This is a genomic window from Mangrovibacterium marinum, assembly GCF_003046625.1.
In the GTDB taxonomy this organism is placed as follows: Bacteria; Bacteroidota; Bacteroidia; order Bacteroidales; family Prolixibacteraceae; genus Mangrovibacterium; species Mangrovibacterium marinum.
Genome location: NZ_QAAD01000007.1, coordinates 75,177 through 99,702 on the forward strand (window position 1 = coordinate 75,177; position 24,526 = coordinate 99,702).

Below are 24,526 nucleotides of genomic sequence, written 5' to 3' on the forward strand. Positions count from 1 at the left end.
GTGACCTCAAAAGAAAAACCATTTATGAACGCTTTACTCAAGAAAGTACACCACGAAGTGAGAGCCAAAGTTCGGGCTTTTGCCGAAGAGAAGATTAAGCCGGTTATCGGCGAATTTGAGGCTATGGAGATCTTTCCGATGGAGTTGATCAAATCGATGCGCAGTCTGAATATTTTCGGGATGCATGCACCGGTTGAATACGGCGGACAAGGAAGCGATTACTTGTCGTACATTATTGCTGTTGAAGAGCTGGCGCGCGTCGACAGTTCGGTGGCTGCAACGGTGGCTGCGCACAACTCTCTGGGGATTGGACCGATTATGATGTTCGGTACCGAAGCTCAAAAGAAAAAATATTTACCACCCTTGTGCACCGCAGAAAACCTGTGGGGCTTTGGGTTAACGGAAGAAAATGCCGGTTCGGATGCGCAGGGCGTTGAAACACAGGCTGTTCAAAACGGAAACGGCTGGCTGGTGAACGGGCATAAAAAGTACATTACGAACGCGGCATCGGATATGGTTGCCGGAATTAGTTTTGTGGCTCAAACCGGTTTGCGTCCTGATGGGCGGAAAGAATTTACCACGTTCCTGGTTTCAAAAGATTCGCCGGGTTACACCCGCGAGTTTATGAAACAAAAGTTTCTGTGGCGCGCTGCCGACAATGGCATGGTTTATTTTAACGATTTGCAAATTCCGGCTGACGATCAGTTGGGTGAACGCGGGCATGGAATTAAAATCATGTTGAAGACCATTGATTCCGGTCGTTTGTCGATTGCTGCAATGGGCCTTGGTTTGGCGCAGGGTGCTTACGAAATGGCGGTAACCTTCGCTAAAAAACGAAAGCAGTTCGGACAGGCAATTTCCGGTTTTCAGTCAATTTCATTTAAATTGGCCGATATGGCAACCAAGATTGAAGCAGCGCGAAATTTACTTTACAACGCTTGTTGGTTGAAAGACAATGATCAACCTTTTGGAAAGCAGGCGGCCATGGCAAAATTGTATTGCGCGCAGGTGGCCAGCGATGTAGCCAGCGAAGCGATGCAGATTTTCGGTGGTGCCGGGTTCTTCCGCAACGACGAATTCCCGATTGAACGTTTCTTCCGCGATCAGCGTTTGCTGTCGATTGGCGAAGGAACATCGGAAGTGTTGCGCATGGTAATTTCGCGCGAAGTATTGAAAGACGAATAGGATTGTTACGCTTGCAACGAGAGTCATCCCGAACTCGTTTCGGGAGTTGATCTCAAGGCAATGGATTCCGACGCAAGTTCGGGATGACGGATCCAGACGATAATTTGAAACGAATAAGAAGGAATAGGCAAATGCATTGTTTACATTTGCCTGTTACCTTTTATAGCGACTAATGGAAAAAGACCGAAAACTCGAGCACATTCAGATGGCCTTCGATTCGCAGACTGGTTTTCCGGAACAGGATCGACGGTTTATATACGAGCCTCTACTGGCGGCACACCCGGAGAAAGATTCCCACCCGTTTTCATTTTTAGGAAAGCAAATGCGCGCGCCATTGTGGGTGTCGAGCATGACGGGAGGCACTGGTGTCGCCAAAAACATCAACCAAAATTTGGCTCAGGCTTGTCGGGAGTTTGGTTTGGGGATGGGTCTGGGTTCGTGTCGCAAAATTCTTTTCGATAAAACCTATTGGGAAGATTTTGATGTGCGCGATTTGATCGGTACGGATCAGCCTTTTTGGGCGAATTTGGGCGTTGCTCAGGTCGAACAGTTGCTGGCTAAAAAGGAAGAGCAGGCGATTGTTGATTTGATTGGCAACCTGAAAGCAGATGGACTGATTGTGCATGTGAACCCGTTGCAGGAATGGTTTCAACCCGAGGGTGATCACTTGACACAACCTCCGCTCGAAACGATTCAGCAGTTGTTGAGCCGAATTCAGGTTCCGTTGATTGTGAAAGAAGTCGGGCAGGGCATGGGCCGAGAAAGTCTGCGCGAGTTGCTCAAACTGCCGATTGAGGCGATTGAGTTTGCCGCTTATGGTGGTACCAATTTTTCGAAGCTCGAAATGATGCGTGAGGACGAAGCTTTGCAAACCCTGCATCAACCTTTCGCTTTTGTTGGCCAAACCGCCGAGCAAATGCTGAAGGATGTGAATAGCCTGGTTGACGAAAGTGAAGTGGCTTGCCGTTCGCTGATTATTTCGGGTGGTGTGAAAAACTACCTCGACGGTTATTACCTGGTGTCGAAGAGTAAATTACCTGCTGTTTTTGGCATGGCCTCGGCGGTGCTGAAACATGCAACCGGCGATTACAAGGATTTAAAGATTTATATCGAAAATTTGCTGAGTGCCTATCGAATGGCTGAAGCTTATTTGCGTGTGAACAGTGCATATGAAGGACAATAAACCGATATCCGGATTCTCCAAACTCAGTAAAAACCAGAAGACCGAATGGCTGATTCAGCAATTGGGACTGGCTACTGATACGGCCTCTTTTCTGGCTGATTTTGAATCGAAAAGTCCGGAGGCACAAGCCGTGATTGCTGATTTGAGCGAGAATCATCTTTCCAATTTTCATTTTCCTTTTTCGGTTGCTCCCAACTTTTTGGTGAATGGGCAATACCGTGTATTGCCTTTTGTAACCGAAGAAAGCTCGGTGGTTGCGGCTTTGGGAAAAGCTGCCGGCTTTTGGGCAAAACGCGGCGGCTTTCATGCCGAGATTTTGGGGACAGAAAAGAAAGGGCAATTGCACTTTTCGTGGAAAGGCGATCCTGAGAAAATAAAAGCGCATTTCAACGAAATTGAAAAACGATTGCGAGCAGACACTGCCCCGATTACGCAAAAAATGGAGAAGCGTGGTGGCGGAATCAGCACAATCGAACTGAAATATTTACCCGAAATTTTACCGGATTACTACCAGCTGGATGTGGCTTTTGAAACCCGTGATGCGATGGGAGCGAACTTCATCAACTCGTGCCTGGAGCAATTTGGTAAAAGTTTGAAGGGCTGGCTTTCGACACAAAATAATTGGCCGGAAGCAGAACAGGACGCGGAAATTATCATGGCCATTTTGTCCAATTACGTTCCCGATAGCCGGGTGCGTGTTTGGGTAGAATGTCCTGTCGAGGAACTTTCGGAAACAAGTGACGCGGACGCAGCTCGAAATTTTGCTGAAAAGTTTGTGCAGGCGGTTCACATTTCGCGTAACGATGTTTCGCGTGCAGTGACCCACAATAAGGGAATCTTTAACGGAGTGGATGCGTTGGCATTGGCTACCGGAAATGATTTTCGTGCGATTGAGGCTGGCGGGCACGCGTTTGCTGCGCGACACGGAAAATATGCCGGGCTAAGTGAGGCGAAAATTGAAGCTGGAATTTTCACCTTTTCGATGGAGCTTTCGCTGGCAGTTGGCGTTGTTGGCGGTGTAACGGCTTTGCACCCGATGGCGAAGTTAGCGATGCAGATTCTGGAGCACCCGTCTGCAGAAGAATTGATGCAATACCTGGCCATTGCGGGGCTGGCATCCAATTGGTCGGCCGTGCGCGCTTTGGTGACAACGGGCATCCAACAGGGGCACATGAAAATGCACCTGAGCAATATTTTGAATACTTTGGGGGCTACTGATGAACAAAAAGCGGCTGCCAAACTTTATTTTGAGAAACGGGACGTCAGTTTTTCCGACGTAGAGCAATTTCTGAAAAATGATACAGGAAACTAAAGTGATAAAGGAAAATTACCGGGCGCACGGTAAGTTACTGTTAACCGGCGAGTATTTTGTGCTTTGCGGAGCCAAATCGATTGCTTTGCCCTTGCAGTACGGCCAGCGCATGGAGGTGAGTGCCGGCAGGCAAGACGGCATATTGAGCTGGAAAGCATTCATGCAGGAAGGACTCTGGTTTTCCTGCGAGTTGAAGCTTCCCGATTTCGAGATTGTGAACAGTTCGGACGCGGATAAAGCTGCCATTTTGCGCGACACTTTTCGCACAATTCAGCAAATGAACCCGGCCTTTCGACCTGAAAGTCCGCTTGATGTGCACACCTACATCGACTTTAACAACCAATGGGGATTGGGGAGCAGCAGCACGCTGATTGCTAACCTGGCGAAATGGGCCAAGGTTGATCCTTTTAAATTGAATGAGACAGTCTTCCATGGAAGTGGATTTGATATTGCCTGCGCAACAGCGAAAGGACCGATTTTCTATATCCGGAGCCAGCAGCCACAACCACTCGAGTTGAATTATCCGTTCATGGATCAGTTGTACTTCATTTATTCGGGCGCCAAGAAGAGCACCCGGAATGAAGTGAAACGCTTTTTGAATGACGGAGCGGTGACGCAGGAGCAGGTTGAGCGGATGAATGAACTTTCGGAAGCATTTGCGACGGCGAAAACTTTGGATGAATATCAGCGCCTGATTGCCGAACATGAACAGATGGTTTCGTCGTTGCTGGGAATACCGACTGTGAAGTCGCAGTATTTCTCCGATTTTAACGGCGAAGTGAAATCCTTGGGTGCCTGGGGTGGCGATTTCTACCTGATTGCAACGCCAATGGACGACCGGGATGTGCTAAATTATTTCAAGCAAAAAGGGTTACGCGTTGTGTTCCCGTGGCGAGAACTGGTTTTGAACGAACGATAAAATTACATGACAACTTATAAATCAAGCTGGCTTTGTCCGTCTAATATTGCCTTGGTGAAATATTGGGGGAAAAAGCCGGAACAACTGCCGATGAACCCGTCGCTAAGTTTCAGTTTGAAGCAGGCAAGGACGCGCACATCGGTAGCTATCGTGCCTAAAAGTGCCGAACGACTTCGGTTTTTATTTGAAGGCAAAGAATCATCTTTCGACACACGAATTAGGAAGTACCTCGATAAACTTGCAATTGATCTTCCGTGGATCAACGACTACTCGTTCGAGATGGAGAGTTCCAATACTTTCCCGCACTCAACCGGAATTGCCTCTTCGGCGTCAGCTTTTGGAGCTTTGGCACTTTGCCTGGCTGATCTGAATAGCCAATTAACGGGAGTGAGTACCGAAGATGATCAGTTCTTTCAGACTGCCTCGCGCCTTGCTCGTTTAGGCAGCGGGAGTGCTTCGCGTTCGGTGTACGGTGGTTTCGCCTGGTGGGGAAAATCTGCCGCGATGAAAGCTTCTACCGACTGTTACGCAGTGCCGGTTTCCAATCAAATTCACGAAAGTTATTTCTCACTTTGTGACGCTGTTTTGCTGGTCGATTCTCAAAAAAAGAAAGTGTCCAGCTCGGCTGGTCACGATTTGATGAACAATCATCCGTACCAGGCAGCTCGGTTGGCGCAAGCAAATCAATCGATTGAGCAATTGCTTGGTTTGATGAAAACCGATGGTAACCGGATGGCTTTTATCGATCTGGTTGAGCAAGAAGCCTTGAGCCTGCACGCGCTGATGATGAGCTCAACGCCTTCATTTTTATTGCTGAAACCAGGTAGTTTGGAGATCATTGAGAAGATTCGTGCTTTCCGTCATCAAACGGGGTTGCCCGTGGGTTTCACGATTGATGCCGGTCCGAATATCCACTTGTTGTACTGGAAGGAAGACCAGGAAGCGGTGCATGCGTTTATCAGAACGGAGTTGCTCTACCATACCGAAAACGGTGAATGGCTGGATGATCGGGTAGGAGAAGGCCCGGTAAAAGCGTAAGAAATGAAGAAATACCCTGCAAAATTATTGTTGTTTGGCGAATACGGGTTGATGTTTGGGGCGAAAGCCTTGGCCATTCCATTTCCGAAATTTTCAGGATTTTTTGCTTCCATAGATGAAAGTTCACCTTCGGATTACCAGAAAAATAGCGCAGCAGAGCTAGAGCGTTTTGCCCGTTGGTTTGCCACCGATGACATTGCCTCGAAGATGAACTTCCCGCTGGATTTGGAGCGGCTGAATGCCGATTTGAAAAACGGTTTGTATTTCGAGTCGGATGTGCCTTTGCAATACGGGGTTGGTAGTTCGGGGGCACTTTGCGCTGCCTTGTACGACCAGTACAGTAGTCTTAGTGCAACTGCAGGTTTCAATCCGGAAGTTAATCCCGACCTGATTCCAAAACTGCGTGAAGATTTTGTAACACTTGAGTCTTATTTCCATGGACGGAGTTCTGGCCTCGATCCTTTGGTGGCTTTCCTGAATCGGCCGGTTTTGGTTGAAGACGGCAAGATTAGTTTGCCGGAACTGGAATTGCACAAGCAACCCTGGAACGTTTATTTGATTGATACCGAAATTACAAGTCCGACTTCGCCGCTGGTGAAGCTTTTCATTGAAAAGATGGAAGTGAACGAGTTCAAGGATATTTTCCATCAAAGCTACGTGCCGGCGAATGATGGCGCAGCGGCGGCCTTTATGCGGAACGATGGCGATTTGTTTTTTACGCACCTGAAGGAACTTCATGACATTCAATCTGAACATCTTTGTGAAATGATTCCGGATTCCTGTTTGGAATTCATCCGAGAGTTAAAGTCGAGAGGGATTTTGGTGAAATTACTCGGATCGGGTGGTGGAGGCTTTTTATTGGCTTTTGTGCCGGCTGGTGCTGTATTTCCCGAAAAAGAAAAAAGTTTCCGGATTTTCTGATTAACATCTTCAATCCGGAAACTCCATCTTCAATAGCGGTTTATGCTTGCGGTTTGCTGCCTTGAGACCCGCCTGGTTTGCGGTTCTGCGGCTTCCGGTTGCTTTTTCGTCTCGGTTTCGGACTCTTGCTTTCAGCTGCGCTCATCCGATTGTTGTTGTTGTTGTTGTTGTTGTTGTTGTTGTTGTTGTTCGGCTTCCGGCGACGTTTATTGTTCCGTTTTTTCTTCTCAACCAACGAGATATCGGCCGTTCCCACATTCATCTCGTTTACCGGAGTCTCTTCGAGCTCCATATAGCGATCGAGTGCCGGCTTTTTGCCGCGTTTGTTTAGCTGAATGATCGACTTCACGTCCTTCAAATCCAGTACAATGGGCTTGTTGGAATAGTTGTTCTCGAGGGTGTACCAGATTTTCTTGGCCAGGATATCTGTTTTCAGATGTTTGGCCAGCCCTTTTTCGGTTTCCAGGGTCAGCAGCTCAACGGGGAATTCTTCCTGAGCTTCCAGATAGCTGTCCAGCTCGTACATCAGGCAGCATTTCAACTTTCCGCATTGGCCCGCCATCTTCTCGGCATTGGGCGATAAGCCTTGTTTGATGGCCGACTCGGAGGTGACACTCGAAAAATCAGTGCGCCAACTCGAGCAGCATAGTTCCCGTCCGCAGGAGCCAATTCCTCCAACGCGGCCGGCTTCCTGGCGAGCCCCGATTTGTTTCATTTCAACCTTAATTTGAAATTCGCGGGCGTAGCGCTTAATCAGTTCCCGAAAATCAACTCGTCCATCGGCGATATAGTAAAAAATAGCTTTGGAGCCGTCGCCGCGAAACTCCACATCGCCAATTTTCATGTCCAGTTGCAGCTCGGCAGCAAGCTGGCGCGAACGCACCATAACGGCATATTCGCGTTTTTTGGCATGTTCCCATTTTTGTTTGTCGGCCTCGCTGGCTTTGCGGTAAATTTTGTTCCAGCTATAACGTTCGGGGCGGTTTACTTTGCGTTCAAACTGCTTTTTGGCCAGCGTACCGGTCAGGGTTACCGTGCCAACATCGTGGCCCGGGGAGCAGGCTACAACCACCAAATCGCCTACTTTCAGCGATAACTGATCTTCGTTCTTGAAAAATTCTTTATGTGTTCCTTTAAAACGTACTTCAACAATCTTTGTTAAATGACTGGTGTCGGGCAAATCTTTTAACCAGTCGTGTGTAGTCAGCATTTCAGGACGGTCATTGTCCACTTTCATGGCGCATCCATTGCATCCCATATTCTTCCTTTCTTTATTAATTCAGACAAAAATATCTAAAATAAGCTGTTTTCTATATTTATCGAGTCTAAATAAGTGAAAAAATACGGGATGTAACGAAATAAACTTGAAATGCGAATAAGAATGAAAAATAATTAGGAGCTTTTTAACGATGGTTGAACAAATTAATTACTGGGCCGTGTTTGTAGCGGCAATGAGCACCTTTGTGGTGGGGAGTTTGTGGTATTCGCCTGTTATGTTTGGCAAGAAATGGATGCAACTGAATGGCTTTTCGGAAGACTCCATCAAGCAGGCTCGCTACCCGATGCCGGTTATTTTTGGCAGTTCGTTTGTCGCAGCGCTGCTGGCTGCTTTTGCCCTGGCGCTGTTTTTGGGGTCCGAAAGCGATTTGACTTTCGGGATGTTCGCCGGTTTTATGATTGCTGCTTTTTGGATTGCCACTTCGCGGCTGACCACGGCCCTGTTCGAGCAACAGAAAATGGCGCTGGTGCTGATTCACGCCGGCTACGATGTGGTGTCGTACGTGGTTATGGGCGCCATTATTGGCGCGTGGTAGTGTTTCCGAGGTGCTTCGGGGCAAGTGATTTTTTTCGAAAATATGATCTCAGAAACTGAGTTTTCAGCCCCAATACCAGGCAGGGCTTATTTTGGTTCCTTCCATCGATTTAATCCGCTGGCTTGTTTCGTCGTTTGATGGCTTTTTATTTCTTTTGAATAAAAAAATTGTGAAACGATTCCTCCTCTTCCTGGCGGTTAGCCTGTGCTTCGCGATCCAGTCATTTAGTCAGCAAATTGTGTTAACCAACCGGGCTGAAATTAGTGTGATGACCTGTGGTGCCAGCGATTTGATTCATGCGATTTACGGACACACAGCTGTTCGGGTGCACGACCCGGTAAAGCATTTCGATGTGGTGTTTAACTACGGTGTATTTAGTTTCCGCGAGCCCAATTTTGTTTATCGCTTTGCCAAAGGAAACGCCAACTATATGCTGGCGCCCGAGCGTTACGGCGATTTTTATGAAAGCTATATCCGCAGTGGTCGCAGTATTCGGGAGCAGGTTCTGAACTTAACTCAACAGGAAAAACAGCAAATGCTCGACTTTCTGATTGATAATGCCAAACCCGAAAACCGGGAGTATCGTTACGATTTCTTTTTTGATAACTGCGCCACCCGTGTGCGCGACCTGGTGGCTAATCAAATCGACGGCGAACTGAAGTTCCCCGATGCGAACGACGGGCTCACTTTTCGGGAGCATGTTAGCCGTTATCAGCAAATTCTACCCTGGACCAATTTGGGGATTCAGCTGGTTTTAGGCAGCCCCGCCGATAAGCTTGCCTCGGCCTACGACGAAATGTTTCTTCCACAATATTTGTTTAAGCATTTTGCCGATGCCCGGCTCAGCGCAGATGGCGAGAGCCGCCCGCTGGTGCTGAAAACCAATACCATTTACGAAGCACCCGAACCCAAGCTTTCGATGCTGGCGGTTTATTCGCCCGAAATCATCCTCACGCTGCTCTTGGTCCTGGTGGCTTGGGTGAGCTTCCGGCAACTCAAAGGCAGCAAACGCCACTACGGAATCGATTCTGTTTTGCTGTTCATTCATGGTTTAATCGGCGTGGTTTTGTTGTGGTTTTTTCTGTATTCGGAGCATCCCGAGATGAAAGCCAATTACAACCAACTGTGGGCGGTGTGTTTCAACCTGCCTTTTCTGTTTTTGTGGCTGATTCGGCCCTGGCGTCGCCTGTTGCGCTGGTATTGGGTGGTGCTGTCGGCTTGGCTGTTGCTGTTTTTTCCGCTCAGCATTTTCCTGCCTCAGCATTTCGAAATGGGTTTTTACCTGTTAATTGCCATGCTGCTTTGTCGCTCGCTGTTCCATAGCCGGTTTGTACTTGCCCGGAAATAAAATGGAGAACTTGTCGATTTCAGGAGTAATTGAACTTTTGTGATTGTCATTGATTTTACGACTTAATGACTACGAATGACAATTAAATGACCAATATTTAACTGTTGGTTCTTCGCGCTTGCCGTGGGTGTTGGTGGTAATTTGTTGAAAAGTTTCACACAACAAGTTGTTCCACTTTTTTAAACTTGAAGACACTGCTGTATCTTTGTTGGCTAAGCATAAAAACGAGAAGGATTTGGCGAAAGCAAAAAAATATGTAGAAACCCCTTTGATGAAGCAATATTACGCGATTAAAGGGAAGCATCCGGATGCGATTTTGCTGTTTCGGGTGGGCGACTTTTACGAAACGTTCGGGGAAGATGCTGTTCGTGCGGCGGAAATTTTGGGCATTACCCTTACCCGTCGCGCCAATGGTTCGGCCAGCTTTGTCGAATTGGCCGGATTTCCGCATCATGCCCTGGATACTTATCTGCCCAAGTTGGTGCGGGCGGGCCAGCGGGTAGCCATTTGCGAGCAGTTGGAAGATCCGAAGATGACCAAGAAAATCGTGAAACGCGGGATTACCGAACTGGTTACGCCCGGGGTGTCGATCAACGATAATATTTTGGAGCATCGCGAAAATAACTTCCTGGCATCCGTTCATTTCGATAAAAAAACAAGCGGTGTGGCCTTTCTGGATATTTCAACCGGTGAGTTTTTAACCGCCGAAGGAAGCTTCGAGTACATCGATAAATTACTGAATTCGTTCAAACCCAAAGAGGTGCTTTACCAAAAGGGGAAGGGGAATGAGTTTACCGAACACTTTGGCGGAAAATTTTATACCTACACGCTCGACGACTGGGTTTATACCGACGATGCGGCAACCGACCGTCTGCTTCGGCATTTCGAGACTAAATCGCTGAAAGGCTACGGGGTGCACGAGCTCAACTACGGGGTGATTGCTTCGGGAGCCATCCTGCATTACCTGGACCTGACACAGCATTCTCAGGTGCAGCATATCACCGCACTTTCGCGCATCGAGGAGGATAAATACGTGTGGCTCGACCGGTTTACCATTCGCAACCTCGAGCTGTTCGGCACCATCAACGAAGGGGCCAAAACGCTGGTGAACGTTCTGGACAAGACCATTTCGCCCATGGGATCGCGCATGCTCAAACGCTGGATTGCCCTTCCGCTAAAAGATGTTGCAGCCGTGAATGACCGCCTGTCGGTTGTGGAATATTTTTGTGCACACGACGACGAAATTGAAGCCTTACAGGCTCATCTGCGGCAAATCGGCGATCTGGAACGGATCATTTCCAAGGTCGCTGTCGGACGGATTAATCCGCGCGAAGTCATTCAGCTGAAGAACGCCTTGTACGCCATTGAGCCGATTAAAGCTTATGCCGCAAAGGTCGACAATCCGGTGTTGAAGCGCTTTGCGGAACAACTGAACCCCTGTCTTTCCATTCGAGAGCGCATTGATCGGGAAATTACCAACGACCCGCCCATGTTGTTGCACAAAGGAAATGTGATCAAGAGCGGGGTGTCGGACGAGTTGGATGAGCTGCGAAATATTCAATATTCCGGAAAGGATTATCTGACTCAGATGCAGGAACGCGAGTCGGCGCGAACGGGTATTCCTTCCTTGAAGATCGCCTTCAATAACGTGTTTGGCTACTATATTGAAGTGCGAAATACGCATAAGGATAAAGTGCCGCCCGAGTGGATCCGCAAGCAGACGCTGGTGAGTGCCGAGCGCTATATTACCGAGGAACTGAAAGAATACGAAAGTAAAATTCTGGGGGCCGAGGAAAAGATCCTGGCGCTGGAAGGGAAGTTGTTTAACGATTTGGTGATTGCCCTGGCGGAGTATATCCAGGCCGTGCAGCTTAATGCGGTGGTTATTGCGCGACTCGATTGTTTGTTGTCCTTTGCCGTGGGAGCATTGCAGAATAACTATTCGAAACCGGAGGTGAATGATACCCGCGTGATTGAGATCCGCGAAGGACGGCACCCCGTTATTGAACAGCAGTTGCCCATTGGCGAAGAATATATTAGCAACGACGTGTTGCTGGATCAGGACGAGCAGCAGGTCATTATCATCACGGGGCCGAATATGGCCGGTAAGTCGGCCTTGTTGCGCCAAACCGCGCTGATCGTTTTGATGGCCCAAATGGGATCCTATGTGCCGGCAAAATCGGCAAGCATCGGTTATGTCGATAAGATTTTTACCCGGGTGGGCGCTTCGGATAACATCTCGCTGGGCGAGTCGACCTTTATGGTGGAAATGAATGAAGCCGCCAGTATTCTGAATAATATCTCCGACCGGAGCCTGATTCTGCTCGACGAACTGGGCCGCGGAACATCGACTTACGATGGTATTTCGATTGCCTGGTCTATTGTGGAGTATATCCATGAGCATCCGCAGGCTAAAGCCAAGACCTTGTTCGCCACGCACTATCACGAGTTGAATGAGATGGAAAAATCATTCGGACGGGTGAAAAACTATAATGTAAGTGTGAAGGAAGTCGGAAATAAGGTGATTTTCCTGCGTAAATTGGTGCGCGGCGGCAGTAACCACAGTTTCGGGATCCATGTGGCGCGAATGGCCGGTATGCCGCCATCGGTTGTTCAGCGCGCTGACGAAATCCTGGTTCAACTGGAAGGCGACAACCGGAAAGAGCAGTTGGCAAAACCACTGGAGGGCATGGCTGAGAAGCGCGAAGGCTTTCAATTAAGCTTTTTTCAGATGGACGATCCGGTGCTAAAAGCCATTCGCGACGAGATCCGAAACCTGGATGTGAATAATCTGACACCAATTGAGGCCTTGAATAAATTAAATGAAATTAAGAAACTATCTGGTTTAAAGTAGCTTCAATTATTGGGTGAAAAAATGATGTCAAAAATTGAAACTTTATTTTTGGAGAAATGAAAATTAGCAATATATTTGCATCGCTGTTACGGAAACGGACAGCAAAAAAGTTCTGAAAAGTATTTGCGAGAGTAGCTCAGTTGGTAGAGCACAACCTTGCCAAGGTTGGGGTCGCGGGTTCGAATCCCGTCTCTCGCTCCATCCAGGATGCCCGGATGGTGGAATTGGTAGACACGTTGGACTTAAAATCCAATGACCATTCAACGGTCGTGCGGGTTCAAGTCCCGCTCCGGGTACTTTTACTTTTTGAACATGATTGCGAGAGTAGCTCAGTTGGTAGAGCACAACCTTGCCAAGGTTGGGGTCGCGGGTTCGAATCCCGTCTCTCGCTCCACAAAAAAAGCACTTCATTTTGAAGTGCTTTTTTTGTATCCGGCTATTTGAAATGATTCAGCAGCCTGTTTAACACCGGTTCGTCAACCTTAAAGATGGTTCCGTGTCGGGTGCCTTCCGGAAAGCTGATGGAATCGTTGATCACTTCCCAGTTCTTCAAATCGGCCGACTGAACAGCCCCCATTTGGTGACGGGTGTATTCGTCGTAATAAAGCACCCATTTCCCGTCTACATTGGTAACTGTTGGCCCTTCCACCCAATCGGGCGAGATCGGCTCCGAAATCAGCTTATAGCCTCCGTAAAGCGATTGGCTGCGGGCAATGCGGATGTGCTTCTTTGCCGGATTGCGGGTTTCATCTTTTAAAAACATCAGGTATTCGCCCTCGATTTTTTTAATGACAGCGTCGATCACATTGAAGCCTTCGTCGTACAGCAGCTTTGTCGGGCCGAAAGTGACAAAATCTCTGGTTGTGGTGTAGTACATCCGGTGGTTATAGCCGCCGTCACCCTGACTTTCGCCGGCAGCGAAGCGTTCCGGGATCGTGGTGGCCCAGTAGATCATGTATTGCGCGCTGTCGGCATCGTAAATAATCTCCGGAGCCCAGCAGTTGCGGGCTGTTGGTTCGTCCTGCATAACCGGTATAAACCGCTGTTCCGACCAGTTTATCAGATCGGCCGACGACGCATAACCGATCCCCCGGTCGTTCCAGCTGACAGTCCACACCATCTGAAATTTTTGATCAGGGCCTTGAATGATGCAGGGGTCGCGCATTAGTTTGTCATCGGCCACCATTGGGCTGAGAACGGACTCGTCATTATTCAGTGCACTGAAATGATAGCCATCGTAACTGTAGGCCAGGTGTAGTCCGTCCTGACCATTGTTTTTGAAATAAGAGAACAGGTAAACTTGGTTGGGTGCCTTGCTGCAAGCCGCGAAGACGAATAGCAGCACCACGAGTGGTAGTAGTTTTTTCATGAGTAAATATGCTTTTGCCCTAAAATAGTAAAAAATACCTTTAATTGGGCTGAAGCAAGAAGAGTCGCTGCGTTTTGAAGATTACGGGGAGTAATGAGCAATGGGAGATTTTCCGCATCACGGTTGTCATGTTTGTCACAAGTTGTCCGGTTGTCGTCGAAAATAGCATCAACGACTCTTGATGATCCGGCGGCGTGGAGGCGTGGTGTGTTGGAATAAAAAAAAACTTCATGATTCCGGGGAACCACTAACAGGGATGAAAGTTGCGGATTTTTTTAACGATGCTGTTGTCGTTGTTCTCAAAAGTTGTCGGGTTGTCGTTCTAAAATGCCATCAACAAGAAAGATGGCGTTTCGATCAATGAGAAAATGTTGGGAACCGGTTGGCCTATTTTTATCGAGTGTTCACATTCGAAAATGCTATAAAGAAAAGAAACAGAGTGATGTTTCTTAAGAGACCGAAATCAAACGAAAAGCTTAGTGAACCCGGGAAGCTCCGATCCGGCAGCTGCCGGATCGGAGATCACCCGGATGGACTTAGCTTTTCGGCAGATGGCGGTTGCAGATAAAAATCAGCCATGACCTTTTTGTTTCGTTTTTGTGTCCCCGTCAGACCGGCCGGGCACGACTACAAAAATGAAAACCCGTCCGGTAGGACAAGGTTCCTTTTTGATCAAAGGTAGAAGTTAAAACGGGCAGATTCTGAAGTGACTTTCTGATAGCTTGCTGTCGGGATATCATTTCACATCTAATCAAAACCAGTTATTGACATTGTGCTTTAGCGTCTTTGCGCGGTAGACTCTCAAAAAAAAAGCAGGCGGTAAGCCTGCTTTCTTTCAATATTATGGGGAGCACTCTATTAATAGAATTTTGCTCTTCGATCTTCAATTTCGGCAGCCTTGCGCTGTGCTTCGTAAGCCTGGTAGTTGGCCCGGTAGGCCAAAGCTTGTTCCAAACGGGCTTTTTCAGCATCGACATTGGTGTTGTCAAGTTCGTTGATTGCAGTAACCTTGGTGATGTATACGCCGCGGTTGCCTTTAATCGGAGCTGATAATTTGCCTTGTTCCATGCTGACAACAGTTCCCACAACAGCTGGTTCTACGCCAATTACAGGAACAGAGTACAGGTCGAAGTGGATGTTGGAAGCCGCATTAACGGTAGTTCCTAATTTTGTTGCAATGGCATCGATGTCGCCTGCTGAAGCTGCTTCTTTCATTTTGGCAACCAGTGCGTCGCCTTTTTTCTCTTTTAAAACTGCCAGCTTGATTGTAGGCATTACTTCCGCAAAAGCAGTATAGCCTTCGTCCTGGATGCCGGCCAGTTTTGCTACCACGAAGTTGTCGCCAAATTCGAAGATTGTTGATCCTTCATTATTTGCCAGGATATCGTTTTTATCCGCTTGGTAGGCCGAACGAATCAGTGAGCGAGAATCCTGCAAGCCTACTACCTGACGGTCGTTTTCGGCAACACGGGCAGCGCGTTTGTTCAAGCCTTGCGCGGCGATAGCTTCGTCGAATGATGAACCTGATGTATTTTCGCTTGCAAACTTGCTGGCTTGCGAGTAAACTAACTGGAATGTTTTTGTGCTGGGTTCGATGTTACGAACCAATTCGGCCAAACGTACTTGTTTAACTTCCTTCCCTTTCTTGGTTGGTTGAATCAGGTGAACCCCGAACTGCGTAGTGGCAACATACAATTTGTTCACATCGCCGTTGAAAGCAGCTTCTTCGAAAGGTTTTACCATCTGGTTGCGTTTAAACCAGCCTAAGTCGCCACCTTTGGCAGCAGAGCCTGTGTCCTCAGAATATTCTTTGGCCAGGCTTGCAAAGCTTGCACCTTTTTCAATCAGGTTTTTCAGGCTGTCGGCCAAAGCGAGTGCTTTATCGTAATCGCCCACTGTTTGCGGGTTGATCAGGATGTGACGAGCTTGAACTGAATCGGGAAGATCTTTGATATCGTCAATTTTTACCAGACGGTAAGCATTGTTTTCTTTGATGGGGCCAAATACGTCGCCAACATTTCCGCTGAAGGCAAATTCAGCGATGTTTTCCGGAAGATCTTCTTTCTTTTCGTAAACGTTTTGGAAACGAACATCAGAATTCACATTCACGTACTGAGCATTATCCTGCGTGTTGGCAAATTCAGCTTTCACGTCTTCAACCCACTTCAGGGTGTTGTCGTCGTCTTCTTCGGTTGCTGTAACCGGGAAGGTAACATACTCGATGGTGCGCGAAGCTCCTTGCTTGTAGTTTTCTTTGTGCTTTTCGTAATAAGCTTTCATGTCGCTATCGCTTACCGAAACAGCGCTGTCGGAAATTGAAGTGTAAGGCAGGCTTACAAATTCAATGTTGACATTTTTATTTTTTTCATTTAAGCTGTTTTGTGCTTCGGCTTCGGTTACAAACAAGCCTTTGCTTACAAGGTTGTTGTATTTTGTTTGAATGCGTTCCTGCTTAATTTGTTCCTCGATGTACAACCAGTAGGCTTTTTGTTGTGCTGTGGCAGCCCCCGAGTTAATTGCGCGAAGGAAATTTAAAACGGCCGAGCGGTCAACCTGCCCGGTGTTCGGGTTGGTAAACAGTTGTTGAATAACCGGGTGAAGGTTTGATCCCTGAACCATGTCGAACAGCTCGTCGCCTGAAACAGCAAGTCCCAGCTCGTCATAAACATCAGTCATGATTCCTTTGCGAAGATACTCTTGCCAAACTTGTTCGCGGATTTGCGTCCACGCGTTGTCGTTCAGCTGAGTTTGGCCGGTATTCATTTTATAGATTTCGGCTGTTTCTTCTACTTTTTGCTGAAATTCAGGATATTGAACTGATTCACCGTTGATTTCTGCAATTTTTAGTTGGTTAGGTCTTAATAATGAGCTACTTGCATTCAGGATGTCTCCCAAGATGAAAGCCACTAGCGCAAGGCCGATGATAATCGCTACTAAGATACCTGCACGATTTCGAATTCTCTGTAAGGTAGCCATTTAATTCTTATTCTTAATTTAGTTGTTTACTTAATTTTTTAGCGGTACGAAGATAATAATTTTCGTATTCAAACATGAATAAACAGCGTTTAATTTAGCTGTTGTCTAATATGAGCAGTTTTACCAATTCGATCCGTGTGCTGCTGGCTTTTAGTATTTTAAACTTAAAATTGCCGATTGTTATTACCGTGTTGATTTTGGGAATGCTCTCGTGATGAAACAGGATGAAGCCCGCCAGGGTCTCGTAATTTTCTTCCAGTGGAAAGTTCATGTTGTACTTTTCGTTCAGGAAGTCCAGCTCAATACGGGCCGAGAGGATAAACTCGTTGTCGTTAATTTTGCGGTCTACAAAATCGATGGTGTCGTGTTCATCTTCAATCTCTCCGAAAATTTCTTCCAGAATATCTTCGATGGTAACCAAGCCGGCTGTTCCGCCAAACTCATCGACAACAATGGCAATGCTGCGGTGTTGCTGTATAAACTTGCTGAGAAGTTTGCTGGCAGCCATCGTCTCGGGGACAATCAGTACTTTACGCAAATTCTGTTTGAGTGAGTCGGGGTTGGTTAATAAGAGCGAATGATGAATATAGCCAACAATATTGTCGATATTTTCTTTGTATAACAGAATTCTCGAGTAGCCGGTGTCGATAAATTTTTGGCGCAGTTCTTCGATGTTTGACTCGATATCCAGCGCCTCAATCTCGGTTCGCGGTACCATAATTTCCCGAAGCTTCACCTTCGAGAAATCCAGCGCATTGCGAAACAGTTTTATTTCGTTCTCGAGATCTTCCGTTGCCGATTGGGTGGTGCTGTCAGGTTCTTTTACAAAGTGGTCGAGGTCTATTCTGCTGAAGACCACTTTTTCCTCGTTTTTGTCGATTGATGCCCGGAAGACCACATTCAGCAAAAGTTTGGAAAGGCTCATGGTGATGCGTGTGACCGGGTAGAAAAGATAGTAAAAGAGGATTAGCGGAACAGCAAAAATTCGCAGGAAGATGTTCGGGTTTATGCGAAACAGCGTTTTGGGTAGAAATTCGGCTGTGAAGAGAATGATAATGGTGGATGAAACCGTTTGCAGGAACAGCACCGCCCCGTCGGTTGACAGGAAGGAATAGAAAAAGGGTTCCAGCAGTTTGGCAAAGGCAACACCATAAATAACTAAGGCGACATTGTTGCCCACCAGCATGGTGGCAATGTATTGGCCGGGATTTGCGGTGAATATCGACAGGATGCGCGAATTAACTGATTCCTGTTTTTTGTCCAGTTCCAGGCGCAATTTGTTGGCCGATACAAAAGCAATCTCCATTCCGGAAAAAAAGGCCGAAAAGACAATCGTGACGAGGATAGTAATAATTAGGGCTTCCATCTGTTATTCTGTAACGTCAAGATACAAAGTTCCGGTCGGTTTTTTGATCTCCCAGTTCGATAAATCCTGATCCGATTCCATGCCAATGCCGTTAATCACCTGATCCTGACGAATAATCTTAACAAACTGGTCGGTGTAAATTTTCCCTTTTTTCTCTTCCCAAATCAGTTCTTCGGTTTTCAGGGAGTCTCCTTGTTCGTTAATGGCTACCACGTTGTTTTTGGCCAACCATTTGTCTTCTTTATCCAGGTAACGGGCATAATTGGCTGTAATACGGGAAACAACCTTCATCTGGGAATCGTATTTTTCGATTTCGATGCCCTCGGGAAATTCCATGAAAGGCTCTTTTTCCTGGTCGTAGCGAATCAGCTTGGGGGCAATTAGTTTAAAGCGCACAACGGCTGAATCCGAATAAAGCATTTCGAAATGTTCGGCTTCCATTCCCGGGAGTTTTTCGGCGGCGGCAAACTCTTTGATTTTTTCAATCTTATTGGCACAGGAAAAGAAAAGCATCGCAATTCCCGTAAGGAGAATTGCAATGCTTGCCTGTTTGGTATGTCGTATTTTAAACGGTCTATTTTGCACGTACTGTTGTTGTTTCGTTAATCCAACCACCTAGTTTATACGATTGTCCGTTTTGAAGTCCCTGGAAGAACATAGTCTCTTTGTCGGGGAAGTAAACACGGTAAGTGTTGATTTTTTCGTTGGCAGTGGCGGCAACGTCCGGATCAACACGTTTTGCTTTTTGGTAATAGTCAACTGCTAACCAATAAACCGTTGTGTGTTCAAAATCGTCAGAACCGTAAGTTTTTGCTCCCTGAGCGTAGATGTCACCCAGTAGAATTAATGCCCGGCCCGAGTTGGGATCGTTTTGCAACGACTTACGAACATAGTCGCGGGCTGCCGAATAGTCACGTTCTTTAGCAAAGGTGAACAAGGCTAGCTCGTAGTAATATTTTGCCAGCAGTTCTTTGTCTGTTTCGGCGGCGATCGCAGTTTTGTAATATTCTTTGGCTTTGGCTACTTCGTCGCGTTTTACAAACAAACGCGCCATGTTGAAAGCAGCTTCTGCCGAAGGATCCATTTCGTATAGCTTTTCCGACGCTTTGGCGAATAACTCGCTTGATGTACAATCCTGACGATCCAATGCGCGAAGCATTTTTTTCAGTGCGTCAACATCAGCAGCAATTTCGTCGAACTTCGGTTCGTAGTAGGCCAATAAGGCTTCGCAGTCGGCAGCTCCCGATGTTTGGAATGCTTTGTCGATTTCTTCTTTGGCTACTTGCGCTTTTTGGTCGTTGGCATCTTTGGCCAATTGTTGCTCGGTGATCTTGCTAAGTGTTCCGTAGTTGGCTACAACATCTTCTTTCGACATTTCGCCCAGCAGGAATAAGCTTTTGGTAACTTGCATGTAGATTACCAATACAGCAGCCTCTGCTTCATCACCCTGTAATTTGATGGATTCGTCCAGGTCGCCATAAGCGGTTTTCAAAGCCTCTTTACGAGCTGCTTCCGAAATGTCGGGGTTCGATAATTTGTATTTTACAAAATCAGTGGCTTTACGTCCCAATACAAAACCTTTTTGGTCGAAGTATTTAATACGACGGTCGTAAATTGACATCAAGGTATCGATATAAGCATCTTTGGTTGCCTGATCGCTGGCTGCTTCAATTTTCGACTCGTACATATTTACCCCGTGGTAGTACAGGTTGATCGACGATTTCGGGTATTTCTTGTACACTTTTTTCCAGTGTGGTAAGGCCGATTTGTAGTCCTTTTGTTTGTAGAACTGATCGTACAATGTAAACTGGCTCATGAACTCAGTGTCGTTGGCTTTCACCAACTCCTGGCTCGAACGGGTATCAACACCCGCTTCACTGGCACCGCCTTCGCCTTTGCCGGGAATTTCAGATCCATCGAAACTGAAGTCGATAACATCACCTTCGTTGCCTGTTAGTTCCAGTTTTTTGGATTCGTCGATGAAGGTGAATTTGATGTATTTGCTTTTACCGGGTTCGATGGTTATTTTGTATTTTCCATCGAAACTGGTCATGAACATTTCACTTGATTTGTGTGCTTCAACAGTAATCCCTGCCGCTGGCTTTCCCTCACGATATACTGTTCCGGTGACTACCTTCTGAGCATAAGTTGCAACGCTCATCGCCATCACAAAAACAAATGTCAATACTTTGCTCTTAATTAGGAATGATCTCATTTTTCTGAAAATATTTTAGATTACACTTTTATTATTCAAAATTCGTTGATGTCTCAACGCAAACAGAGGGTCAAATATAATCTTATTTTGTCTTTTTTCGAAAGCTATTCTTACCGATAGCACTCAAAAAACGGCAATAGAACAATGCGCTAGGTTTGCTTGGTGGAATTCGAATTACCACAGGTTTCGGATCAAAAGCTGTGCCACGTTTAGGGCGGTTTTGCTTTGTCCCGGTGTTTTATAGCTCTCAGGTGGGCTTAAGGGAGTGTTTGCGTACGGGGCTGTTGGATGGTGAATGGGGTCTGAGCCGGTTTGCTGGTGGCTATCTGGAGGGAGGCCGCATCAGCCGCCGATTAGAGATTGTCCGAAAACGAAGTTTCGAGTATGGCGCAGTAGGCATGTAATACCTGGTAGGGTTCGCGTTCGGGAGATCAGCCCAATGGTGTTGTTCGTTTTTTGTGGGGGAGTCAATGAATCGCGAGTCGAACCGCTATTGCGTTTTTTGGTTTATAAAGATGTGTTAAGAAATTGTTGTGTTTTCGATCAAGGCCTTTGTCAGTACGAAAACGGACACGGTTCAAGTGGTGCGCTTTGTAGATCTCCTGAATTGGTTTTTCCATCGGATTATCCAGCACTCATTCGTTTTGTGTCTTGACGAAACAATAAACTATGTACGCGCCAAACCCACGCTTGCTTGTCGGTATGGATGTGGGAATCGGTTTGGTGAAATTAGCAGTTTGGAGGTCGTGTTACGATCGCATGGGTTGAAGAAATGGGTGTTCGCTATTTATATCGAATTGAAATCCAGGATCGCGTTCAGTCCGGTTAGCGTAAGGTTGGGGACTAGTACTGTGTCGGACTTCATGTGTCGGGTTAGGAAGGCTGAGTCGCCACCGGTTAGCAATGTTTTTAGACCCGGATATTGGGCGCTTAGCTGTCGGATGTATGCTTCGAGCTCGAAAAGAACGCCTTGCTGCACTCCGGTGCGGATCGCCGATTCGGTGTTTTGTCCGATTAGCTCAAACTCGTCGCGTTGTTCGACCAAGGGCAGCTTTCCGGTGAACTCATTCAGAGCTTTAAAGCGGGTGCGCAGACCAGGGGAGATGTTGCCTCCCAGGTATTCGTTGGCCGAGCTAACTACATCGATGGTAATAGCAGTTCCGGCATCGATAATAAGCAAAGGACTTTTGGGGAAAAGGACGGTTCCGCCGATGGCTGCGGCCAGCCGGTCGAGGCCCAGGGTTTCAGGGCTGCCGTAGCAATTAGCAATCGGGCATGGCGTTGTATGACTCAGTTCGATGAAAAGCCTGGTTTTCTCGGTCAGTAATTGGGTGCATTCCCGGTCGAAACCGCGTACGGCCGATAAAATAGCCTGATCGATAGCCGGAAATTTCCCGAACAGATTGCTCAGGCTGCGGGCATTCAACTCATCAATCGTTTCTCGGGCCACAAGCTGGTTGTTGTTGAAAACAGCCCATTTACAGCAGGTATTTCCGATATCGATGATTAGGTTCATGCTTCGATCCGTTGGCTAATGTCCAGGGCAGTTACCGAATGAGTTAGTGCTCCTATCGAGATGTAATCGACTCCGGTGGCGGCAACTTCGGCGAGTCGCTCCAGGGTCATGTTGCCCGATGCTTCTGTTTTGGCACGCCCGGCAATCAGATCAACCGCCTGTCGGGTGGTCGCATTGTCCATATTGTCGAGCATAATGATGTCTGCTCCGGCATCAATCGCTTCTTGTACCTGGAGGAGGTTTGTGGTTTCCACTTCAATTTTGATGTCCGGAGCCACTTTGGCCCGGATGGCTTGCACCGCCGCGCTGATTCCTCCGGCAATATCGATATGGTTGTCTTTTATCATTACCATATCGAACAGGCCTACCCGGTGGTTGCTTGCTCCCCCTGTTTTTACGGCGTACTTGTCGAGCAGCCGAAAAGCCGGGAGTGTTTTGCGGGTATCGAGTATTTGGCATTTATAATCCCGGACAGCGTCGGCATAAATCCGCGACATGCTTGCAATGCCCGACAGGCGCTGAACAAAGTTCAGAGCAGTGCGCTCGCCGGTCAGGATGGCCCGGTAGCTACCTTCGAACACAACAATCAGATCCCCTTTTTTCACCTTATCGCCATCATTAACCAGCACATTCCAGCTTAAATTGGCGTCGAGCTTTTTGAAGGTTCGCTCAGCAACCTGAAGGCCGGCAATAACGCCGTCGGCCTTTGCTCTCCAGAATGCTTTCCGGGTCAGTTCAGCCGGAATCAGGTTGTCGGTGGTTAAGTCGCCGGTGGCAACATCTTCCTTCAATGCCAGGTCAATTAAATGTTCAGCGGCGTTTAATTCTTCTTGATTCATCATTTGCGTAATGGAATATAGGCTGTTTTTTCTCCTTTTTGAAATACGATATGAAGTCTGAAGTCCGGACTTTCCTGCTTAAACTCTTCGCGGATATGGCCACCGCGGCTTTCCTTGCGCAGTAAGGCCGAGCGGGTAATCAGTTCGCAGATTTCAACAATCTGATGTGCTTTCAGAATGTTGTAGTCGAGTGTGCGACTGTCAACTTTGGCTCTGATCTCTTCGAAGCGGTTCAGGGCTTTTTCCAGCTCGTGTTCGTTGCGGACGATGCCAACGTGCCCGGACATTAAGTCTGCAACTTCGTTTTTTATTTGAAGGTAGAATTCCTCGTATTCCACTTTGTTTGTGTATGTCTCGAGTTCGGGAATTGCAAGGCCCGAAGGGACGATGGTGGCTGCTCGTTCGCTGGCTCTTTTTCCAAAAACCAGACACTCCAGCAGGGAGTTGCTGGCCAGACGGTTGGCGCCCATCACTCCGGTCGAGGCAACCTCGCCGCAGGCAAATAGCCCTTGGATGTTGGTTTCGCCATGCAGGCCGGTCTTTATTCCGCCAACCATATAGTGGGCCGCCGGTGCTATCGGCAGAAGATCGGATGTCATGTCGTAGCCGAAGCTTGCCAGCTTGGTGTAAATATTCGAAAAGCGTTTTTTAATTTTTTCGGGATCTAAATGCTTCAATGACAGAAAGACGTTGGGGCTTTGGTCTTTCTTCATTTGCTGGTAAATTGAGAAAGCAACAACATCGCGTGGAGCCAGTTCGGCCAGTGGATGTATGTCTGTCATAAAGCGATCGCCGTTTTTATTGAGCAGCCAGGCGCCTTCGCCGCGCACCGCTTCACTGATCAAAAAGGCATCTTGATTTTCGATACACAGTGCCGAGGGGTGAAATTGAATGAACTCCATATCCTCGACTTTTGCTCCGGCATCGTAAGCCAGGGAGATGCCGTCGCCGGTAGCGGTATGGGGGTTTGTGGTTCGGCTGAAGATGCGCGAGAGGCCACCGGTAGCCAGAATGCATGCCGGAGCTTCGAAAATAACATTCTCGCCGCGCACAAAGTCGATTGCCTGAACGCCCAGACAAATACCGTTAACAACAATTAACCGGGTGACGGCCGTGTACTCGAATATTTCGATTTTCTGTTGCTCGACAACCTGGCGCATCATGAAACAGGTGAGCTCTTTACCGGTTGCATCGCCTCCGGCGTGCAAGATCCGTCTTTTGCAGTGGCCGCCTTCCAGTCCAAGAACCAGCTCTCCGTCCTTCTTATCGAACTGCATACCCATTTGAATCAAATCGAGAATGCGCTCTTTGCCTTCGCGAACCAGGATGTCAACAGCGTCCTGCTCGCACAGGCCACGACCGGCAACCAAGGTGTCGTGTGCATGAAGATCCGGTGAGTCATCGGCTGATATGGCCCCGGCGATACCTCCTTGGGCATAGTATGAGTTACTGGTGTCGAGTTGTGATTTTGTAATCAGTGCTACCGATCCGTTTTTGGATGCATGGTAAGCTGCCGTAAGCCCTGCGAGGCCACTCCCTACGACAATAATGTCAAACGATTTCTTTTGCATGAAAACGGTTTGCTTTCAAATTTAATAACCGAAGCAAAGGTATAAAATCAAATCATACAGATGCTGATTTGCGCCGGGAAGTGGGCGAAAATGAGCAAAT

18 protein-coding genes and 3 tRNA genes are annotated in these 24,526 nt (G+C 47.4%); 12 read left to right on the top strand and 9 right to left on the bottom strand.

Annotated elements, in window-relative coordinates; all coding sequences use genetic code 11:
- Nucleotides 1-24 precede the first annotated feature (24 nt).
- The 6 genes from C8N47_RS08370 to C8N47_RS08395 all read left to right on the top strand — a co-directional run bounded on the left by C8N47_RS08370 (nucleotide 25) and on the right by C8N47_RS08395 (nucleotide 6,558).
- Nucleotides 25-1,185 (top strand): acyl-CoA dehydrogenase family protein, encoded by a 1,161-nt coding sequence (locus tag C8N47_RS08370; protein WP_107822248.1) that lies wholly within the window; start codon nucleotides 25-27, stop codon nucleotides 1,183-1,185.
- Nucleotides 1,186-1,357: 172 nt separating this feature from the next.
- The gene (locus C8N47_RS08375) at nucleotides 1,358-2,368 is read left to right on the top strand and encodes a beta/alpha barrel domain-containing protein (protein ID WP_107822100.1); all 1,011 of its coding nucleotides are present in this window, start codon (nucleotides 1,358-1,360) and stop codon (nucleotides 2,366-2,368) included.
- Entirely contained in the window at nucleotides 2,355-3,680 is a 1,326-nt protein-coding gene (locus C8N47_RS08380; RefSeq protein ID WP_107822101.1) for a hydroxymethylglutaryl-CoA reductase, read from the top strand. Before C8N47_RS08375 ends, C8N47_RS08380 begins: the two co-directional genes overlap by 14 nt.
- Nucleotides 3,664-4,599, top strand: a complete 936-nt coding sequence (locus tag C8N47_RS08385) for a GYDIA family GHMP kinase (protein WP_107822102.1) — start codon at nucleotides 3,664-3,666, stop codon at nucleotides 4,597-4,599. Before C8N47_RS08380 ends, C8N47_RS08385 begins: the two co-directional genes overlap by 17 nt.
- Nucleotides 4,600-4,605: 6 nt before the next feature.
- Complete coding sequence (gene mvaD / locus C8N47_RS08390; RefSeq protein WP_107822103.1) at nucleotides 4,606-5,637, top strand: diphosphomevalonate decarboxylase; 1,032 nt, start codon at nucleotides 4,606-4,608, stop codon at nucleotides 5,635-5,637.
- A gap of 3 nt (nucleotides 5,638-5,640) precedes the next feature.
- Nucleotides 5,641-6,558 (top strand): mevalonate kinase family protein, encoded by a 918-nt coding sequence (locus C8N47_RS08395; protein ID WP_146161472.1) that lies wholly within the window; start codon nucleotides 5,641-5,643, stop codon nucleotides 6,556-6,558.
- 40 nt (nucleotides 6,559-6,598) lie between these two features.
- Here C8N47_RS08395 and C8N47_RS08400 read toward each other — a convergent pair whose 3' ends face one another.
- Entirely contained in the window at nucleotides 6,599-7,795 is a 1,197-nt protein-coding gene (locus C8N47_RS08400; protein ID WP_170111338.1) for a PSP1 domain-containing protein, read from the bottom strand.
- A 172-nt stretch (nucleotides 7,796-7,967) separates the two neighbouring features.
- Between C8N47_RS08400 and C8N47_RS08405 the strand changes: the two genes are divergently transcribed.
- The 6 genes from C8N47_RS08405 (at nucleotide 7,968) to C8N47_RS08430 (ending at nucleotide 12,968) form a co-directional block, all read left to right on the top strand.
- Entirely contained in the window at nucleotides 7,968-8,372 is a 405-nt protein-coding gene (locus C8N47_RS08405) for a DUF1761 domain-containing protein (RefSeq protein WP_107822106.1), read from the top strand.
- Between the two features lie 169 nt (nucleotides 8,373-8,541).
- The gene (locus C8N47_RS08410; RefSeq protein ID WP_146161473.1) at nucleotides 8,542-9,720 is read left to right on the top strand and encodes a lipoprotein N-acyltransferase Lnb domain-containing protein; all 1,179 of its coding nucleotides are present in this window, start codon (nucleotides 8,542-8,544) and stop codon (nucleotides 9,718-9,720) included.
- A gap of 271 nt (nucleotides 9,721-9,991) precedes the next feature.
- The gene (mutS, locus tag C8N47_RS08415; protein WP_107822249.1) at nucleotides 9,992-12,574 is read left to right on the top strand and encodes a DNA mismatch repair protein MutS; all 2,583 of its coding nucleotides are present in this window, start codon (nucleotides 9,992-9,994) and stop codon (nucleotides 12,572-12,574) included.
- 125 nt (nucleotides 12,575-12,699) lie between these two features.
- Nucleotides 12,700-12,775: transfer RNA gene (locus C8N47_RS08420), tRNA-Gly, on the top strand.
- An 8-nt stretch (nucleotides 12,776-12,783) separates the two neighbouring features.
- Nucleotides 12,784-12,870, top strand: a tRNA-Leu gene (locus C8N47_RS08425).
- 22 nt (nucleotides 12,871-12,892) lie between these two features.
- Nucleotides 12,893-12,968, top strand: a tRNA-Gly gene (locus C8N47_RS08430).
- A 42-nt stretch (nucleotides 12,969-13,010) separates the two neighbouring features.
- Here the strand turns inward: C8N47_RS08430 and C8N47_RS08435 are convergent.
- From C8N47_RS08435 to nadB, 8 genes are all read right to left on the bottom strand, one after another.
- On the bottom strand, nucleotides 13,011-13,943 hold the full coding sequence (locus C8N47_RS08435; protein WP_107822108.1) for a glycoside hydrolase family 43 protein: 933 nt from the start codon (nucleotides 13,941-13,943) through the stop codon (nucleotides 13,011-13,013).
- Nucleotides 13,944-14,801: 858 nt separating this feature from the next.
- On the bottom strand, nucleotides 14,802-16,919 hold the full coding sequence (locus C8N47_RS08440) for a peptidylprolyl isomerase (RefSeq protein ID WP_107822109.1): 2,118 nt from the start codon (nucleotides 16,917-16,919) through the stop codon (nucleotides 14,802-14,804).
- A gap of 94 nt (nucleotides 16,920-17,013) precedes the next feature.
- Nucleotides 17,014-18,285, bottom strand: a complete 1,272-nt coding sequence (locus tag C8N47_RS08445) for a hemolysin family protein (protein WP_107822110.1) — start codon at nucleotides 18,283-18,285, stop codon at nucleotides 17,014-17,016.
- A gap of 3 nt (nucleotides 18,286-18,288) precedes the next feature.
- Nucleotides 18,289-18,870 carry an LPS export ABC transporter periplasmic protein LptC gene (gene lptC / locus C8N47_RS08450; RefSeq protein ID WP_146161474.1) on the bottom strand — a complete coding sequence of 194 codons (582 nt, stop codon included), beginning with the start codon at nucleotides 18,868-18,870 and terminating at the stop codon, nucleotides 18,289-18,291.
- Nucleotides 18,860-20,500 (bottom strand): tetratricopeptide repeat protein, encoded by a 1,641-nt coding sequence (locus C8N47_RS08455; protein WP_146161475.1) that lies wholly within the window; start codon nucleotides 20,498-20,500, stop codon nucleotides 18,860-18,862. The genes lptC and C8N47_RS08455 overlap by 11 nt, the downstream gene beginning before the upstream one ends.
- A 787-nt stretch (nucleotides 20,501-21,287) precedes the next feature.
- Entirely contained in the window at nucleotides 21,288-22,016 is a 729-nt protein-coding gene (locus tag C8N47_RS08460) for a type III pantothenate kinase (RefSeq protein ID WP_107822113.1), read from the bottom strand.
- Nucleotides 22,013-22,858, bottom strand: coding sequence for a carboxylating nicotinate-nucleotide diphosphorylase (nadC, locus tag C8N47_RS08465; RefSeq protein WP_211316080.1), 846 nt, complete (start codon nucleotides 22,856-22,858; stop codon nucleotides 22,013-22,015). Before nadC ends, C8N47_RS08460 begins: the two co-directional genes overlap by 4 nt.
- The gene (nadB, locus tag C8N47_RS08470; RefSeq protein ID WP_107822114.1) at nucleotides 22,855-24,426 is read right to left on the bottom strand and encodes an L-aspartate oxidase; all 1,572 of its coding nucleotides are present in this window, start codon (nucleotides 24,424-24,426) and stop codon (nucleotides 22,855-22,857) included. The genes nadC and nadB overlap by 4 nt, the downstream gene beginning before the upstream one ends.
- Nucleotides 24,427-24,526: the final 100 nt, after the last annotated feature.